The sequence below is a fragment of the Hahella chejuensis KCTC 2396 genome, from assembly GCF_000012985.1.
GTDB classification, from domain to species: Bacteria; Pseudomonadota; Gammaproteobacteria; order Pseudomonadales; family Oleiphilaceae; genus Hahella; species Hahella chejuensis.
In genome coordinates, this window is the sequence record NC_007645.1 from 4,717,205 (window position 1) to 4,733,154 (window position 15,950).

At 53.6% G+C, this 15,950-nt stretch carries 13 protein-coding genes and 4 tRNA genes; 8 read left to right on the forward strand and 9 right to left on the reverse strand.

The window, feature by feature from the left end; translation table 11 throughout:
• Window positions 1-96: 96 nt before the first annotated feature.
• The gene (locus tag HCH_RS20580) at window positions 97-2,145 is read right to left on the reverse strand and encodes an NADPH-dependent 2,4-dienoyl-CoA reductase (protein ID WP_011398362.1); all 2,049 of its coding nucleotides are present in this window, start codon (window positions 2,143-2,145) and stop codon (window positions 97-99) included.
• 205 nt (window positions 2,146-2,350) lie between these two features.
• Between HCH_RS20580 and HCH_RS20585 the strand changes: the two genes are divergently transcribed.
• The gene (locus HCH_RS20585) at window positions 2,351-3,406 is read left to right on the forward strand and encodes an AraC family transcriptional regulator (protein WP_011398363.1); all 1,056 of its coding nucleotides are present in this window, start codon (window positions 2,351-2,353) and stop codon (window positions 3,404-3,406) included.
• A 266-nt stretch (window positions 3,407-3,672) separates the two neighbouring features.
• Here the strand turns inward: HCH_RS20585 and HCH_RS20590 are convergent.
• From HCH_RS20590 to HCH_RS20620, 7 genes are all read right to left on the reverse strand, one after another.
• Window positions 3,673-3,749: transfer RNA gene (locus tag HCH_RS20590), tRNA-Asp, on the reverse strand.
• Window positions 3,750-3,773: 24 nt separating this feature from the next.
• Window positions 3,774-3,849 (reverse strand) — tRNA-Val (locus HCH_RS20595).
• Window positions 3,850-3,885: 36 nt separating this feature from the next.
• Window positions 3,886-3,962 (reverse strand) — tRNA-Asp (locus HCH_RS20600).
• Between the two features lie 20 nt (window positions 3,963-3,982).
• Window positions 3,983-4,058: transfer RNA gene (locus HCH_RS20605), tRNA-Val, on the reverse strand.
• Window positions 4,059-4,280: 222 nt separating this feature from the next.
• Window positions 4,281-4,661, reverse strand: coding sequence for a lactoylglutathione lyase (gene gloA, locus HCH_RS20610; protein ID WP_011398364.1), 381 nt, complete (start codon window positions 4,659-4,661; stop codon window positions 4,281-4,283).
• Window positions 4,662-4,740: 79 nt separating this feature from the next.
• A complete protein-coding gene (locus HCH_RS20615) occupies window positions 4,741-5,076 on the reverse strand; it encodes a hypothetical protein (protein ID WP_011398365.1) in 336 nt (111 codons plus the stop codon).
• 229 nt (window positions 5,077-5,305) lie between these two features.
• A complete protein-coding gene (locus HCH_RS20620) occupies window positions 5,306-6,157 on the reverse strand; it encodes a DUF2846 domain-containing protein (RefSeq protein WP_011398366.1) in 852 nt (283 codons plus the stop codon).
• Between the two features lie 383 nt (window positions 6,158-6,540).
• On the opposite strand from HCH_RS20620, the gene HCH_RS20625 reads away from it, so the two are divergent.
• Window positions 6,541-7,095, forward strand: coding sequence for a hypothetical protein (locus HCH_RS20625; protein ID WP_011398367.1), 555 nt, complete (start codon window positions 6,541-6,543; stop codon window positions 7,093-7,095).
• 67 nt (window positions 7,096-7,162) lie between these two features.
• On the opposite strand, the gene HCH_RS20630 is transcribed toward HCH_RS20625, so the two are convergent.
• Window positions 7,163-8,059, reverse strand: coding sequence for a hypothetical protein (locus tag HCH_RS20630; RefSeq protein ID WP_011398368.1), 897 nt, complete (start codon window positions 8,057-8,059; stop codon window positions 7,163-7,165).
• 386 nt (window positions 8,060-8,445) lie between these two features.
• Here HCH_RS20630 and purE point away from each other — a divergent pair, with 386 nt between their 5' ends.
• The 6 genes from purE (at window position 8,446) to HCH_RS20665 (ending at window position 15,927) form a co-directional block, all read left to right on the forward strand.
• Entirely contained in the window at window positions 8,446-8,937 is a 492-nt protein-coding gene (gene purE, locus HCH_RS20635) for a 5-(carboxyamino)imidazole ribonucleotide mutase (protein ID WP_011398369.1), read from the forward strand.
• Window positions 8,934-10,061: a 5-(carboxyamino)imidazole ribonucleotide synthase gene (locus HCH_RS20640; RefSeq protein WP_011398370.1), complete on the forward strand. Its 1,128-nt coding sequence runs from the start codon at window positions 8,934-8,936 to the stop codon at window positions 10,059-10,061. Before purE ends, HCH_RS20640 begins: the two co-directional genes overlap by 4 nt.
• A 358-nt stretch (window positions 10,062-10,419) precedes the next feature.
• The gene (sodB, locus tag HCH_RS20650; RefSeq protein ID WP_011398372.1) at window positions 10,420-11,004 is read left to right on the forward strand and encodes a superoxide dismutase [Fe]; all 585 of its coding nucleotides are present in this window, start codon (window positions 10,420-10,422) and stop codon (window positions 11,002-11,004) included.
• A gap of 216 nt (window positions 11,005-11,220) precedes the next feature.
• Window positions 11,221-13,281, forward strand: coding sequence for a putative bifunctional diguanylate cyclase/phosphodiesterase (locus HCH_RS20655; RefSeq protein WP_011398373.1), 2,061 nt, complete (start codon window positions 11,221-11,223; stop codon window positions 13,279-13,281).
• An 83-nt stretch (window positions 13,282-13,364) separates the two neighbouring features.
• Window positions 13,365-13,958 (forward strand): LemA family protein, encoded by a 594-nt coding sequence (locus HCH_RS20660; RefSeq protein WP_011398374.1) that lies wholly within the window; start codon window positions 13,365-13,367, stop codon window positions 13,956-13,958.
• 13 nt (window positions 13,959-13,971) lie between these two features.
• Window positions 13,972-15,927, forward strand: a complete 1,956-nt coding sequence (locus HCH_RS20665) for a M48 family metallopeptidase (protein WP_011398375.1) — start codon at window positions 13,972-13,974, stop codon at window positions 15,925-15,927.
• The last annotated feature ends 23 nt before the right edge of the window (window positions 15,928-15,950 follow it).

A 15,950-nucleotide genomic window follows, 5' to 3' on the forward strand; every position in this document is an offset into this window, starting at 1 on the left:
GAAAGGGGGCGCAAACCAAGCCAATTGACTCGGTTTGTGCAAAAAATGAAAGGCTGAAGAGGGCTCAAGGCGCTACCCGAGCCCAAAGGGGTGAAATTAAATTTCCGCAGCCAGTCGGCTACCCTGATTAATCGCGCGCTTAGCGTCCAGCTCCGCAGCCACGTCCGCGCCGCCAATCAAATGCACTGACACGCCCGCCGCCTCAAGCGGCTGCTGCAGTTCACGCAAAGGGTCCTGACCTGCGCAAATAATCACGTTGTCCACCGGCAACAACTTGGCTTCGCCGTTAATATTCACATGGAAACCGTCATCATCGATTTTGACGTACTCGCAACCAGCGACCATGCGCACCTGCTTGTTCTTCAATGACGCCCGATGGATCCAGCCCGTCGTCTTGCCAAGATTCTTGCCGGGTTTGGAGGTTTTCCGCTGCAACAGATAGACCTCTCTGGGAGAGGGTTCAATATGCGCTTCAACGCCCTGAACACCGCCACGGCGCTCGACGCCCAAGTCCACGCCCCACTCTTTCATGAATGCGGATACATCAAGACTGGGAGACTTACCTTCATGAGTAATGAACTCACTGACGTCAAACCCAATGCCGCCGGCGCCGACAACCGCAACCCTCTTCCCTATTGGTTTACGCCCCAGTAACGCGTCCAGGTATCCCATCACTTTGGCATGATCAATCCCTTCAATTTCAGGTACGCGCGGGGAAACGCCCGTGGCGAGAACCACCTCATCGTAGCCGCCGGCTTTTAGGTCTTCAGCATTCACGCGAGTATTCAGGCGCACATCGACATTATGTTTTTTCAACATACGGTCGAAGTACCGCAAAGTTTCATAGAACTCTTCTTTACCCGGAATCAGTTTGGCGACATTGAACTGACCGCCGATCTTGTCTGCGCCATCAAACAGGGTCACATCATGCCCTCTTTCAGCGGCCACTGTAGCGAAAGCCAAACCTGCGGGACCGGCGCCGACAACCGCCAACTTTTTCTTCGTACTCGTCTTCACATAGACCAATTCGGTTTCATGACAGGCGCGAGGATTAACCAGGCAGGAAGTCAGCTTCATCTGGAAAGTGTGGTCAAGACAGGCTTGGTTACAGGCGATACACGTATTGATTTCATCCGCCCGATCTTCCGCCGCCTTCACCACAAAATCCGCATCCGCCAGGAAAGGACGCGCCATGGAAATCATGTCGGCATCGCCATCCGCCAGCACTTTTTCCGCCACATCCGGCATATTGATGCGGTTAGTGGTCACCAACGGAATGTTAACGTCTTTTTTCAGCTTCGCCGTCACCTTTGTGAACGCCGCACGCGGCACCATCGTCGCGATTGTGGGAACACGAGCTTCATGCCAACCGATGCCGGTATTAATGATCGTGGCGCCCGCCTCTTCAATCTTCTTGGCCAGCAATACCACTTCTTCCCAGTTACTGCCGTCGTCAATCAAGTCAAGCATGGAAAGGCGGTAAATGATAATGAAGTTAGGGCCGACTCGCTCACGCACGCGACGCACTACCTCTATCGGCATGCGAATGCGACTCTCGTAATCGCCGCCCCACTTATCGGTCCGCTTGTTGGTATGGCTTACGATAAACTGGTTGATGAAGTAGCCTTCCGACCCCATGATTTCAACGCCATCATAGCCCGCCTGCTGCGCCAGAGCCGCACAGTTAGCATAGGCGTCTATCTGCTCATCAACCTCCTCAGTGGACAGCTCGCGCGGCTTGAACATATTGATCGGAGCCTGGATGGCCGACGGCGCCACCAGCTTGGGATGATAAGCGTAGCGTCCTGCGTGCAGAATCTGCATACAGATTTTGCCGCCCGCTTCGTGCACTGCCTGGGTGATCATCTTGTGCTTTTCCGCATCCGCGTCGGAGTCCATCTTGGAAGCGCCCTGGGCAACTGCGCCTTCCGGGTTTGGAGCGATACCGCCGGTTACAATGAGACCCACTCCACCTCTCGCACGCTCAGCGTAAAACGCCGCCATACGCTGGAAGCCATTCGGCGATTCCTCCAAACCCGTGTGCATGGACCCCATTAGGGTGCGGTTGGCGAGGGTGGTGAAGCCCAGATCCAAAGGGGCCAACAGATGCGGATACTTACTCGCGCCAGATGAATTCTGTTGCATGAAACACTCCTGAATATTCACTTTTATGAGCGAAATGCCGATAACTTAACGGCTCTCGCCTCGAGTTATGCGCAGCGACCAAGGCTACGGGATTTGTCGTATAAATTAGCCCCGTCACGCAAGACAGCCAATACCCTTGGATAACATTTTTTTATCTATAAAATACACCCATCCGCCACTTTAAACCCCGCCAAAGGAGAACCCTATGCAGCTCGGCGACATATCGGTCAACTTCGTAGAATTAGTGCGCGAAGCTTGTCACAAGCTTAACGTCGACCCGATGCCGGTTCTCAACGAATATGGCGTGACGCCAGAAACTCTAGCCTCCCCCAAGGCGCGAATCAGCATATCCCGCTTCATGCGAATCGGGCAGGCGCTGATCAGCACCGCCAATCAACCGGCTCTGGGGCTATTCATGGGGCAGGCGCTACGCATCTCTCACATGGGCCTATCCGGCTATGCCGCCATGACCAGCCCCAATCTTGAGCGGGCGATCCGGCTATGGATTCACTATGAAAGCCTGAGCAGCGTCAACAAACGAGGCAGTAGCCGGTTTTACCTGACGGAAGAGAGCGGCGTCGCCCAGTTTTATTCCATCAGCCCCTATAATGAGTTCAACTATTTCGTGGTGGACTGCCTGCTGAGCGGATGGAGCGCGCTGGCGCACTGGATCACCGGACAGGAACGACTACTGAAAGAGGTGGAAATCGAATTTGAAGCGCCGCCTTACGCTCAACATTATCAACAGGCATTCAATTGCCCCGTTAAGTTTGGACGCTCTCGTAACGCACTGATTTTTCGCAAAGAAGCGCTATTACTCCCTTCCATCTACGCCAACCCTGCCACACACAGCGAAATTGTCAGCATTTGCAATCGGGAGCTCACCACCCTGGTTGGGGCCACCAGCCTGACAGAAAGAGTCAAACAGATTATCACCCCCATGCTGCAAGGACGTGAAGTGGGCCTCACAGAAACAGCTAAACAATTGGGCCTCTCGGAATGGACGTTACAAAGGCGATTAAAAAAGGAAGGGGTACAGTTTCAACAGGTTCTGGACGAGACCCGTAAGCAGATCGCAGAGACTTACCTCAAAGCCACAGACTTAACAATCGGCGAGATAGCTTATCTTCTGGGCTTTTCTTCACCCGCCGCTTTTCATCGGGCATTCAAGAGGTGGTTTGGCGTTAATCCGAAGCCGTTCAAAGACCAGCATGCTTCTGGCCGAACGGACGAAAATACAGCGACAGGCGAAAACACCTGAGAGACAAGAAGAGACTGGGCTAAAGCTCTACAGCGTCGTCAACGAACTCGTCGTCGTCAAACTCTTCATAGTCAACATCAATCAGGTCATCAATATACTCTTGCACGTCTACGACTCCTTGTTCAGATTGTAACCCAGATTACCAAGCTGCTATGTCAGCAAGATGACAAAGAAAGACGACAGGATAATTCAGAAAGAAAAATAAATTAGTGATTAAAATCAGAAAATTATGATGTGAGATAAGAGGAAATAATGAGGAAGAGAGTTGGCGGAGCGGACGGGACTCGAACCCGCGACCCCCGGCGTGACAGGCCGGTATTCTAACCGACTGAACTACCGCTCCGCGAAAATCCATCTTTGGGGAAGATGGTGGGTGGTGCAGGGATCGAACCTGCGACCCTCGCCTTGTAAGGGCGATGCTCTCCCAGCTGAGCTAACCACCCAGTTCCAGATGAACTGGCTCTTGATTTAGTAGAAATTGGCGGAGCGGACGGGACTCGAACCCGCGACCCCCGGCGTGACAGGCCGGTATTCTAACCGACTGAACTACCGCTCCGCGATCTCTATTTCAGAATTTGGTGGGTGGTGCAGGGATCGAACCTGCGACCCTCGCCTTGTAAGGGCGATGCTCTCCCAGCTGAGCTAACCACCCCCCACGTCACTCTGAATCAAGAGGCGCTTCCGAACCAACCCCGCGAACTGCTTGGCTGCCCCGTGAAGACGATGCGCATAGTACTGATCGCCCCAAGGAGTGTCAAGCGCAATGTTTAAAAAAGTTTTTCTAATTTCTATTTCGCTGCAAAGTCGATCAAAAGCGCCACATTACGGCGCTTATTCGATAGAGAAATAAAGGCCAATCTAGCCAGAAGAAAAGTTAGCGTTGGATCAGCTCGATCATATAGCCGTCAGGATCTTTGACAAACGCAATGACTGTAGTTCCGTGCTTCATTGGGCCCGCTTCCCGAACTACCTGCCCGCCTTTTTCACGAATAGCGTCACAGGCTTGATAGGCGTCTTCCACTTCAATAGCGAGGTGACCAAACCCGGAACCCAATTCATACTCAGCAGTGTCCCAATTATGAGTCAGCTCAATGACGGCGTTTTCTGATTCATCACCATAACCGACAAACGCCAAGGTGAAACGGCCTTCCGGGTAGTCTTTGCGCCGCAACAGACGCATACCCAGCACTTCAGTATAAAAACCGATGGAGCGATCCAGGTGGCCGACCCGGATCATCGTATGCAATAGCCTCATGATTTTTCCCCTAACAACAGTATGAAAAACGCGGCTACCTTAACATATCCAAACGCTCGATTACTTCGGAGACTCGATCTTAAATGTCCCGGCGCGAAGCGCCAGCGTCATTCACCCCATGTCGCGCTGCATAAGACTTCTCCTCCAGGCGAGCCGACTCGACATTAGAACGACGACACTCAGGAATGGCTTTATCCGCCAGCGACTGGTTGATGCTGTCGAAGATATGATGGGCCGAGTCGATACTATGTCGCACCTTAGGCTCCAGCGCCGCACCGATGCGCGTCGCTCCAGCCAGGCCGCCTTTTCCAGTCTGCAAAGCCTTGTCATAGGCCCTGCTGTATACATCCTTCACACGGTCAACAAAGCCTCTGGTTTTTTGCACTTGATCTTGAAACATGGTCGTTACGCTCATAGTTCAGTAAGTCCTTTTTCTGTTTCCTGTCCGCCGTTGATTCGCCGCCGCTTACATCCGAAATTAACCGGCTGAAAACCATACCCATATTTCAGAAGCGCGGCGTCGCCGCTGCTCCTGCTTCAATTGAAGCCCTTACAGTAAATGATAGATGTTAAACCCAGATGTCACCCGATAGAACTGGGTGACAATGCAGATTTGAAAATTTAATGTGGCTATCGCCCTTTCTTCAAAAGGGCCACCACCATGAAGAGCTTTCACTTTCCGCCAGCTGCGCCTCATAGACTTCCTTGCGCTTATCCAGCTCATGTTGCATGCGATCCGTCTTCAGCCGCTTGGTCGGCCCGCCGCCGCACATATACATACACCACCACTTATCGGGGCGGTAATAGCCCTGCTCTTTCAACCGTTCAATTTCTTCTTCACGGGCGACCTCAATTTCTTCCTGCTCCCGCTCAAATGAGTATTCGATATTCTCTTTCACAATAGAGGTGGCGGCATGATTCGGCGCGAGGAGATCACTATTCAGAAAGCGGGTCTCCACTATTTCGTTATAGGCGAACTCAGCCGCCACTAATTGCAAATCCCCCTCCGCCCAGGGAGAGTCAGTTTCGATCTCCGGGTTTGGATCTGGTTTGCTGACTTCAGAGTAGCGCAGGTAATAAATCTTACCCGCATCGACGCTGAGTATCTGATCCGTCATGTCGCTGAGAGTAAATCCGCCGATGCCTTCAAAGCCCAGCAAGGGCCTGCGCATGGTAATGCGTCGCTCGCCTGGAGCCACCTGCAGCCAAGTGTAACTGTTATCACGAAAGTTGAAGTATTGACTGTCATCGACATATACGCTGGGCGACTCGATTTCTTCTGACGCCCAGTCGCTATGCGGCCGATAAAAATATATGAGCGCGGAGGACGCACTATCCCACTCCGAGTCTGGAATATGCACGAATTTGGGACCGCTGACCGGGTGCACAAAGGCTCCGACGCTCTTCCCCATGGACTGATAAATCTTACATCCACTCATCCCCACCGTCGTCAACAACAGTAGGACAAACGTTTTAAAGCACGAATATCGCTGCATACTCACTCCCCCGTTTATAAGGGCGTCGCTTTCATGACCATTTCACAAATCATGGCTCTTGTTTATTGAGACGGAAGGTTGCGCGTGACTATATCCCTCACTCCCCTCCAGGCTGACAACGATTCTAGCAACCGAATGCTCCGCCAGCTGAGAATTGGAGCAAGAATTCGCTACAACGAGTTACTTTGCACTACATTTCTTTACAGTCGGCTATCCAGCACCGCCTGCAGCGTCCAACAAGCTGGTTAGATCTTCAGCTGCGCGCAATAAAATAGTACATGACAAAAATTAAGCCGTATTTTGAAACGGCTCCACATTCCCGTTCCGTTGAGTTGCTACAATCAGTCACAATCAATTATAAAAATGCGCAAGGGTCACTACTCATGAACAACTCGGATGTCCTCTCCACCGCGCCTGATCCGCGAGCGGATCGCCTGTTCACTCCGACTTTGGTAGCGCTACTGCTCGGCGCAACTCTGAGCATTTCAGCGGAAGAGCTTCCCTTCGAGGTGGAATGGAAAGCCCTGGATGAACCTTCCACTGAAGCCAGCGTGCATATCGAACTTGATGATGGGCAAGCGCTCGATATCACCTTCTCCGAGGCGCAAATTAACTACATCCCCATCGCGGATACAGTAGAGCGCTCCACGCTGGACTCCATTTCTCTCGCTCTACTCCAAAATCCGCAACTATCGGATATTTTCGTGCCCGGACTATTCTCTCCGCCAGCGGCGGGCGGCCCCGTTTATGAGGAAGCGCAACGCGCGAGGAATGATGAAAAGGAAGCCGCCCTATACGATCCGAACAAGTTGGCGACGCTGGAAACTTCCGTGGCGGCGGCGCTACTTTTTCGCCAATATGTGGAAGTAAGAATTGAACCGCAATTTCAAGCGGTGGATTTTGATGCGACCACGATCGTCAACACACCGCGGCCGTAAGAGAATAGAAGAGATGTTCTTGAGTTTCAGAAGCGCCTAAGCCTCACTTAGGCGCAAAATCGCAGAGTTATTTCTGCATGGCCTTCAATTGCAGCCCAATCTCGTTCATACGACGGTCCAGCTCAACATAGCGTTGCACCAGTTGATTGCGCGTAGCGTCGATAGCGCTGACTTTCTTCTCAAGCTCCTTAAGATTGCCGTCCAGATTCTGTTCATTCATTTTACCGACCATACGCTCAAGCTTGGCGACAGCTACTGTTTGCTCAGATATAGATTTCTCCAGCTTGTCGGAACTTTGCTTCAGAAGTTGCGCCAACTCCGTCTGTTTCCTCTCCAGCGCATCATCGGTGCGCCCCATATCATCCGTCAGCGCGGAAATCTGCAACGCCTGCGCTTCCTGGGACTTGCCAAGATTCTCGCCGATAACCGTCAGGCCATTTATCTCACCGCTTAACGCCTTAATCCGTTCTTGCGCCTGTTTGAAGTCGCCCTGAAGAGCGGTCAACGCCTTCTGGTTGTCTTCAATCAACTGCTTATTGCGCTTGTTGGACACATCCCACAGCTTGCGAATTTCAGAGTCCAGCGTCTTCAGCTCCCTGGCCATTTCATTGCCGCTTTGCGCCATTGTGGCGTCGGTCTGATTGATCTGCCCTTCGAGACGAGCGGTCACCAGCTTACTTTGGGATATGTACTGAGTCGCCTGCTCCAGTTGGTTCTGCAGCGACAGAATGGTTTGTTGCTGATTTTTGACCTGCCAATATCCGATAAGCGCAAAAGTCAGCACCAGAATGAATACAAAGACGATCGCCCATTGCGCAGGGCGGGACAGTCTGACATAAGCCTCCACCGGGGCCTCCGCAACCGGCGCAGCCTTCTTGGGCTCAGCAGGTCTCGTCGCAGGCGCTTTATGGCGCTGTGATTGAAATCGATCAACCTCGTCTTTCTCGGGCTTAATTGTCTCCATGTATCCTCGCTAGTGGACTGTATTTATATAGTGTATCGGCAAACGCCCGATTCTGCGCGGTTGCGCCATGGCATTTTAGACAATGCCGAAGTTTCCGTACACGCGCCCTTATCCAGCTTTACATCCAACTCAACAATATTTGCGGCAGAACAGGCATGAAGCAACCCGCTATTATTCCGTTTTTCCCGAGCCAGATAAAGGCTCCTCGCGCGCCTGAACGCCAAGGCCCTGCAACGAGAGCCGGCAAGGGCCGCTTTCGTTTGCATCCCATTAACCGACTCACTAAACTATGCGCCTCTTTTTTAAACAGTATGCCTCGACCACCCGCAAATTCGCGCCCCATAGGCGAATTTAACCAATAATGACAGGGTTACTAAGGAGAAATCATGCAGCCTTTAGTTGGCATTATTATGGGCTCCAAATCCGACTGGCCTACCATGGAGCACGCCGCCGAAATTCTCGACAAACTGGGCGTTCCCTATGAAGTGCAAGTCGTTTCCGCTCACCGCACGCCGGACCTGCTGTTTGACTACGCCAAGTCCGCCGAAGGCAGAGGCATCAAGATAATTATCGCCGGAGCTGGAGGCGCCGCCCACTTGCCCGGTATGGCCGCGTCACAGACCCCTATCCCCGTACTGGGCGTTCCCGTGCAATCCAAGACGCTGAATGGTCTAGACTCTTTATTGTCCATCGTACAAATGCCCGGAGGCGTCCCTGTCGGCGCACTGGCGATCGGCAAAGCCGGGGCCACCAACGCAGGACTTATGGCGGCTCAGATCCTGGGCTTGCAGGACAGCAAAATCATGGACGCCGTCAAAGCGTTCCGCAAGCAGCAGACAGACACTGTTCTCAGCAACGCTGATCCAAGGCAATCATGAAAAGAATCGGCATTCTCGGAGCCGGCCAACTTGGCCGCATGATGGCGCTGGCGGGTATGCCGCTGGGCTTTGAATTTGCGCTCTACGATACCTCCGGGGCCCCGTCTGCGGGCCTTGGAACGATTTTCAGCGACCCTGACAACACTCAGTCAGAACTGGATCGCTTCCTCGACTTCGTCGATGTAGTGACTTACGAGTTTGAGCATCTGCCCCTCGATTTGGCGCAAAATATCGCCGCTCGCAAGCCGCTCTACCCGGAAGTGGAGGCGCTGCGCGTGTGTCAGAACAGAGAGCACGAAAAGGCGCTGTTTACTCAATTGGGCATCCCTACTCCCAAGTATCGTCTGGTGAACAGCCCGAAAGAGTTGGCTGAAGCCGCCCGCGAACTGGGAACCCCGGTCGTGGCGAAGTCCATTACTGAGGGCTACGACGGCAAAGGCCAGGCCGTCCTCAAGTCCGCCGCAGAGGCGGAGGCAGCCTGGAACAACATCGGACACCCCCGGTTGATCGTCGAATCCTTCGTCAATTTCTCCCGGGAAATATCCATCATCGCCGCCCGGAGCAGCACTGGCGAAACCGTCACCTACCCTTTGGCGGAAAATATTCACCATGGCGGCATTCTGCGCTACACCATCGCCCCCGCGCCGCGCATTAGCGCCGAGCTGGCGCAGAAAGCAGCCGAATACATCGAAACATTGATGGCGCACCTGTCCTATGTGGGCGTCCTGGCGCTGGAGCTCTTTGAAACGCCCGACGGCCTCTTGGCCAATGAAATGGCGCCACGGGTCCATAACTCCGGTCACTGGTCCATGAATGGGGCGCATACAGGACAGTTTGAAAATCATCTGCGCGCCGTCGCCGGCTTGCCTTTGGGCGACACTCAGCCTGTCGGAGTCAGTTGTATGATCAACCTGATTGGTCGTCACGCAGACCGCGACAGCGTATTGACGCTCAGCGACACGCATCTGCACCTGTATGGAAAAGAAGAGCGCGCCGGCCGCAAACTCGGGCATATCAACATTGTCGCGGAAGACTACAAAGCGTTGATCGCCAAAGTGGAAAAGTGTCTTCCCTTCGTGCCGGAGCATACGCCTTTCACTTCGTCGCTGGCTCACTTTGACTAACGTTTTACCGGCCCATTTCCATGGGCCGACGCCCCAACAAGCCGCCTGTATTTCTTATAATCAACTGCCCCCGCCACTCGCCTAGCTTATTAATTTTATTAATAAGTCTGATAAATAATCTTGAAAAACCCTTGATAGCACTCCATATATGCGGGTGATATCATTCTGCGCGATCAAACAAAAGAATTCTGTCGGTCGTCATCTGGCTGGCATCAATACCCAGGGTGATACTGTGATGACCCTGAGCCTGCAGGCTGAATTTCCGGAGATTCGGATCTATCTCTTCTTACTCAGTCTGTATACTCTAGAATCAGAGACTTACACGGGATTACACACTTAAAAAGACGGAGAAAATCTCATGGCATTTGAACTTCCTGCTCTCCCTTACGAAAAGAATGCGCTTGCGCCGCACATTTCCGAAGAAACTATTGAATACCACTACGGTAAACACCACAAAACTTACGTCGATAAGTTGAACGGTCTGGTTCCCGGAACTGAATACGAAGGGAAGTCTCTGGAAGAGATTATCGTGGCTTCCAAGAGCGGCCCCGTTTTCAATAACGCCGCCCAGATCTGGAACCACACTTTCTACTGGCACTGCCTGAGCCCGAATGGCGGCGGCGAACCTACTGGCGAGCTGGCTGACGCCATCAACAAAACTTTCGGCTCCTTCGAAAGCTTCAAAACTCAATTCACTGACAAAGCCGTTAACAACTTTGGCTCGGCTTGGACCTGGCTGGTTAAAAACGCCGACGGTTCACTGGAAATCTTCAACACCAGCAACGCAGGCACGCCAATGACTGACGGCAAAACCGCACTGCTGACCGTTGACGTTTGGGAGCACGCTTACTACATCGACTACAGAAACGTTCGTCCTAACTACATGAACGCATTCTGGAATCTGGTGAACTGGGATTTCGTCGCCAAAAACCTGGCCGCTTAATCCGTTCCAACGTCGGGGCCCCCGCGCCCCGGCGTGACTTCTCCCCCGCCACTATCCCGCGCCTTATTCCGCCTGCAACCAAGTCTGTTTCTCTACGCCCCTCTCGACCCAAACGCCTATGCTGTTACTTTGTCCCGTATATAACTACACTTTCTATAGCAGGGGATAATAAGATTGACACAAACACCACCGCCGGCGTCGAAGCACTCAATCAGCATGGTTCAAGAAAAGCAAAACGCTCCAGTAAAATGGCGACATAGCCTGTCCGCCAAATTAATGAACTGGGTGTTGTTTACCGCGCTGGCGGTAGGCGTTTTACTCAGCATTGGTCAGATTATTTTCGAATCCATGCGCGCAGTAGAAGAAATGGACAACGAGGCCAGACAGACCCTGGCCATTGTGCGCGACCCGGCCACTCAGGCGGTTTACAGTATCGATCCGGACTTGGCGCAGCAGGTTCTGGAAGGCCTGTTCGAAAAGCCATCCATCCGCTATGCGGCTATCTCTCACCCCAATCAGACCACTCTGGCCGAGCTATCCAAACCCCTGCTGGAAACTCAAAGTCGCTGGATGACCGACGCCATTTTCGGCAAGGAGCGCGAGTACGCCATCTCTTTGTTTCGCCCAACTCCACAGCCAACCTACTATGGCGAGCTGAAAATCGTCGTAGACACCGCCCCTAAGTCAGCGCTGTTTTTCGAGCGCTCCATACTGATTTTCATGACCGGCCTCCTGCGCGCCCTGCTCTTGGCGTTTGTCCTGCATCTGGTCTACCACTTCCTGTTGACCGCGCCGCTTAAAGCTATCATCAATTCATTGCTGCGCATCAACCCTGCTGAGCCTGGATTACAGTCACTCCCGGTGCCCCGCCAACATGAAAAAGACGAATTGGGCAGTTGGGTGCGAGCCGCCAACAGCCTTTTGCAGTCCATAGAGGAGCACCAACAAAAGCGCCAGGCGGCGGAAGCGCGAATCATTAAGCTATCCCAGTACGATTCCCTCACCGGCTTGCCGACGCGATCTCTGTTCACTAACTACATTGCCGCAGCGGTGGATGACTCCGAAGCGTTAAACCAGAAATTCGCGGTTTTTTGCGTCGGCATTGACGACTTCAAGTCGATCAACGAGCAACTGGGCTACAGCCAGGGAGACAAGCTGTTACAGGCCTTCGCCGAGAGACTGCTGTCGCAGCGGGACGGCGTGCATACGGTCTGCCGACTTGGCGGCGATCAATTCGCCCTGATCCTGTTTAATGTCAGCAGCAGTTACCGGGTGGCGGCTTTTGCCGAGTCACTGCTACGGGAAATCAGCCGTCCGTTTGAGATAGAGGAGCAACTAACCCCCGTATCCTGCACCATCGGCATCGCTATTTACCCTGACGACGCCCGCGATGCGGAGAAGATTCTACAAAAGGCCGAGCAAACCATGATGTTGGCCAAGTCTGTCGCCAACAATCACTTTCAGTTCTACGTCGCCAGCCTCGACAGCGAAATCCGTGAACGTAAAAAACTGGAGAAAGATCTCTCCAAGGCCATACAAAACGACGAACTGTTCCTGGTGTATCAGCCGCAAATAGACCTGAACTCGAAGCAGGTTGTGGGCTGCGAAGCGCTGCTACGCTGGCGCCACCCCGAACGCGGCCTGGTGCCTCCTGATGTATTCATTCCCATTGCAGAGGCCAATGAAACTATCCTTGAAATCGGCGACTGGGTGCTGCACGAGGCCTGCGCTCAGGTTAATCAGTGGCGCAACCAGGGTTTCAACATCAAAGTGGCTATAAACCTGTCCGCTAACCAGCTCAGGCAGAAAGAGTTTGCGCCTCATGTCCTGAAAATCATTGAAAGCCGCCAAATTCCCACCTCGCTGATTGAGCTTGAAGTGACGGAAACCAGCTTCATGGAGAACCTGAATCAGGCCATCACTTCCCTGCGCCACCTGAGCGAATTCGGCATTCAGTGCGCCGTGGATGATTTCGGCACCGGCTATTCATCGCTCAGTTACCTGAAGCAACTGCCTATCCGCAAGATCAAAATCGACAAACAGTTTGTCCGCGACCTGATGAAAGACGAAGACGACACCCAAATCGTGCACGCCATCATCCAGCTGGGTAAAAGTCTGCGTCTGGATGTCATCGCCGAAGGCGTGGAGACGCCTCGACAAGAACGCTTCCTGAAACATGACGGCTGCACGCTGGCGCAGGGCTACTATTACAGCAAGCCGGTGCCGCCGGACGAGCTCATCGAGTTCATGAAAGTCAGTCACGCGCCGCAAACCTGACCGCCGAGGACGCACGCCAGGGTGGAACTTGCGTAACGCCCTCATTTAACATGCGGAAAACAATTTTCCATGGGAGCCTATCAATGAGCATTTCCGCGATTATCGGTATTGTCGTCATTATCGCCGTCGCTTTTTATCTGATATCCATCTACAACAAACTCGTGTCCCTGAAGAATCGCTTCAAGAACGCTTTCGCCCAAATAGACGTACAGTTACAGCGCCGCCATGATCTGATTCCCAATCTGGTGGAAACCGCCAAGGCGTTCATGAAGCATGAGCAGGACACATTGGAGAAAGTCATGCAGGCGCGCAGTCAGGCCATCAATGCGCAACAGGCGGCGGCGCAACGACCGGAGGAAGGAGAGCGCATCAAACAGTTGTCTCAGGCCGAAGGCATGCTAAGCCGCGCTCTGGCGAACTTCTACGCCGTGTCTGAAAACTACCCGGACATCAAGGCGAATCAAACGATGCAACAATTGATGGAAGAACTCACCAGCACGGAAAACAAAGTTGGCTTCGCCCGTCAGGCTTACAACGACGCCGTCATGACCTATCACACCTATCGGGAGCAATTCCCCAGCAATCTTATCGCCGGCTTTTTCGGCTTCAAAGAAACGGAGATGTTTGAAATCGAGTCCGCCGAGGCTCGTCAGGCTGTCAAAGTCAGCTTTAACTAATTCCTGACAAGTCATGGATTTTTTCGCCAAACAAGAGCGCGCGCGCAAGCTTTCCGGTCTGCTTCTGCTCCATTTCGCCGCCGCCCTGGTCGGCATCGCACTCGCCATTAATATCGCAGGATTCGTCGCTTACCACTATTTTGTGGACGCGCGCATGACGCCAGGCGTCTGGCTGGCTGGTCCAGCCTGGTGGGTCGCGCTGGCGGTCATCGCCATTGTCGCCGTGGGAGCAGGCAAACGCTTTTTACAGTTACGACACGGCGGACGCTCCGTTGCGCAGATGGTCGGCGCGCGCCAGATTAATGCATCATCCAGGAACCCAAATGAACGCTGCCTGGTCAATGTCGTGGAGGAAATGAGCATCGCTTCCGGCGTGCCCATCCCCAGCATCTACATCATGGACCATGAAGAAGCCGTCAACGCCTTCGTGGCGGGTTACACGCTTGAGGACATGTCTCTGGTGGTCACCGCAGGTACGCTTAACTCGTTAACCCGGGATGAGCTGCAAGGCGTCATTGGCCATGAGTTCAGCCATATTCTGAACGCTGATACCCGTTTGAATGTGCAGATCATCGCCGTTCTTGCAGGCATTCTGTTAATTGGCTCCACCGGCGCATTCTTACTACGCGCTTCAAGCAGGAGCGGCGGCGGGCGTTCTCGAGACGCCAGAGGCGCGATAGTCGTGCTGGCGGCGGGAGTGACCCTGTTTATACTGGGTTACATCGGCCTGTTCTTCGGGCGTCTGATTCAAGCTGCGCTCTCCCGCCAACGGGAATATCTGGCGGACGCGTCCTCAGTGCAGTTTACCCGAAACCCTGAAGGCATCGCCGGCGCACTCTTCAAAATACGGGAAAGCCAGACCCACTCGTATCTTGGCCACACGTCCAGCGCCCAAGAGGTTAATCATATGTGCTTTGGAGAAAGCCTGAAGCTCAACGCCTGGTTCGCATCACATCCGCCGCTGGATGAGCGTATTCGCGCCATAGACCCTCTTTTTCTCACCAAACAAAGAGCGCGTCGCAATCAAGATCAGATACAGGGAGCGCCACCAGCGAAAGACAGTGAAGGCGAGAGCCTCACCGCCGCTACATCCGGCTTCGCTTCAGGCGCAGCAGCAGCCAATGAGAAAATCCGGAGCGCAGGCATCGCCAAACAGGTGGGACGTCATACACAGGCGACGCAACACTGGAGCCAGCGAACACTGCAACGGCTGCAGGCGACGTTTGGGGACGCCCTGCACACGCCAAGCCAGGCGGAAAGCATGATTTACGCCCTATTGCTGCTGGAGTCGCCGGTCAGGCTGCCTATTGGCGACGCCATCCTGCACTCCTCCGGCTCCCCTGTTAAAAGCACGCCAGAATTCGAAAGTCTTGAACGCAAGATTACGACTTTGCCAGCCGATCACCGCTTGCCGCTTTTGGAGGTCTGCCTGGGCGCATTGAAAGGAGGGGCTGCCGCCACTCGCTCCCACGTCGTCGCCGTGGCGCAACAAATCGTCGCCCTGGACGAACGCACTACACTCTCGGAATTCGCCATCCTGGCGCTATTGCGCACGCAATTGGACGAGGACTTTGTTCCCCAACGAGGCGCCTTGACCCGCTACGAGCAGGCTGGAGATGAAATTGCACTCATGATCTCCGCTTTTGCGCGCTTGGGCGTCACCGCTTCAGGCGCAAGCCCGGAGGGCAATCCCAGCCAATTCTTCAAGCAAGTGATGTCGCAGAACTTCCCCCACCTACAGGCGACCTTTCACTCCAGACTCGCTTCCGATCAACTCACGGATGCGCTCAACAGATTATCGCAGTTGTCGGCGCTACTGAAACCCGCCGTGGTCGAGGCCTTCGCACAATGCGTCAGTTACGACGGATACGTCAGCTTGAAGGAGTATGAGTTGCTGCGCGCTGCGACAGCAGTGATGGGATGCCCGATGCCGCCTCTGGAGCCCAGCGGCGAGATTAATAGCGAATAAAGATAGATAAGGATGAAATCAGG

What these genes read in the sequence shown, in the direction of transcription:
- HCH_RS20580 (WP_011398362.1), bottom strand. Translation starts at nt 2,145, where the DNA reads ATGCAACAGAATTCATCTGGCGCGAGTAAGTATCCGCATCTGTTGGCC.
- HCH_RS20585 (WP_011398363.1), top strand. Translation starts at nt 2,351, where the DNA reads ATGCAGCTCGGCGACATATCGGTCAACTTCGTAGAATTAGTGCGCGAA.
- gloA (WP_011398364.1), bottom strand. Translation starts at nt 4,661, where the DNA reads ATGAGGCTATTGCATACGATGATCCGGGTCGGCCACCTGGATCGCTCC.
- HCH_RS20615 (WP_011398365.1), bottom strand. Translation starts at nt 5,076, where the DNA reads ATGAGCGTAACGACCATGTTTCAAGATCAAGTGCAAAAAACCAGAGGC.
- HCH_RS20620 (WP_011398366.1), bottom strand. Translation starts at nt 6,157, where the DNA reads ATGCAGCGATATTCGTGCTTTAAAACGTTTGTCCTACTGTTGTTGACG.
- HCH_RS20625 (WP_011398367.1), top strand. Translation starts at nt 6,541, where the DNA reads ATGAACAACTCGGATGTCCTCTCCACCGCGCCTGATCCGCGAGCGGAT.
- HCH_RS20630 (WP_011398368.1), bottom strand. Translation starts at nt 8,059, where the DNA reads ATGGAGACAATTAAGCCCGAGAAAGACGAGGTTGATCGATTTCAATCA.
- purE (WP_011398369.1), top strand. Translation starts at nt 8,446, where the DNA reads ATGCAGCCTTTAGTTGGCATTATTATGGGCTCCAAATCCGACTGGCCT.
- HCH_RS20640 (WP_011398370.1), top strand. Translation starts at nt 8,934, where the DNA reads ATGAAAAGAATCGGCATTCTCGGAGCCGGCCAACTTGGCCGCATGATG.
- sodB (WP_011398372.1), top strand. Translation starts at nt 10,420, where the DNA reads ATGGCATTTGAACTTCCTGCTCTCCCTTACGAAAAGAATGCGCTTGCG.
- HCH_RS20655 (WP_011398373.1), top strand. Translation starts at nt 11,221, where the DNA reads ATGGTTCAAGAAAAGCAAAACGCTCCAGTAAAATGGCGACATAGCCTG.
- HCH_RS20660 (WP_011398374.1), top strand. Translation starts at nt 13,365, where the DNA reads ATGAGCATTTCCGCGATTATCGGTATTGTCGTCATTATCGCCGTCGCT.
- HCH_RS20665 (WP_011398375.1), top strand. Translation starts at nt 13,972, where the DNA reads ATGGATTTTTTCGCCAAACAAGAGCGCGCGCGCAAGCTTTCCGGTCTG.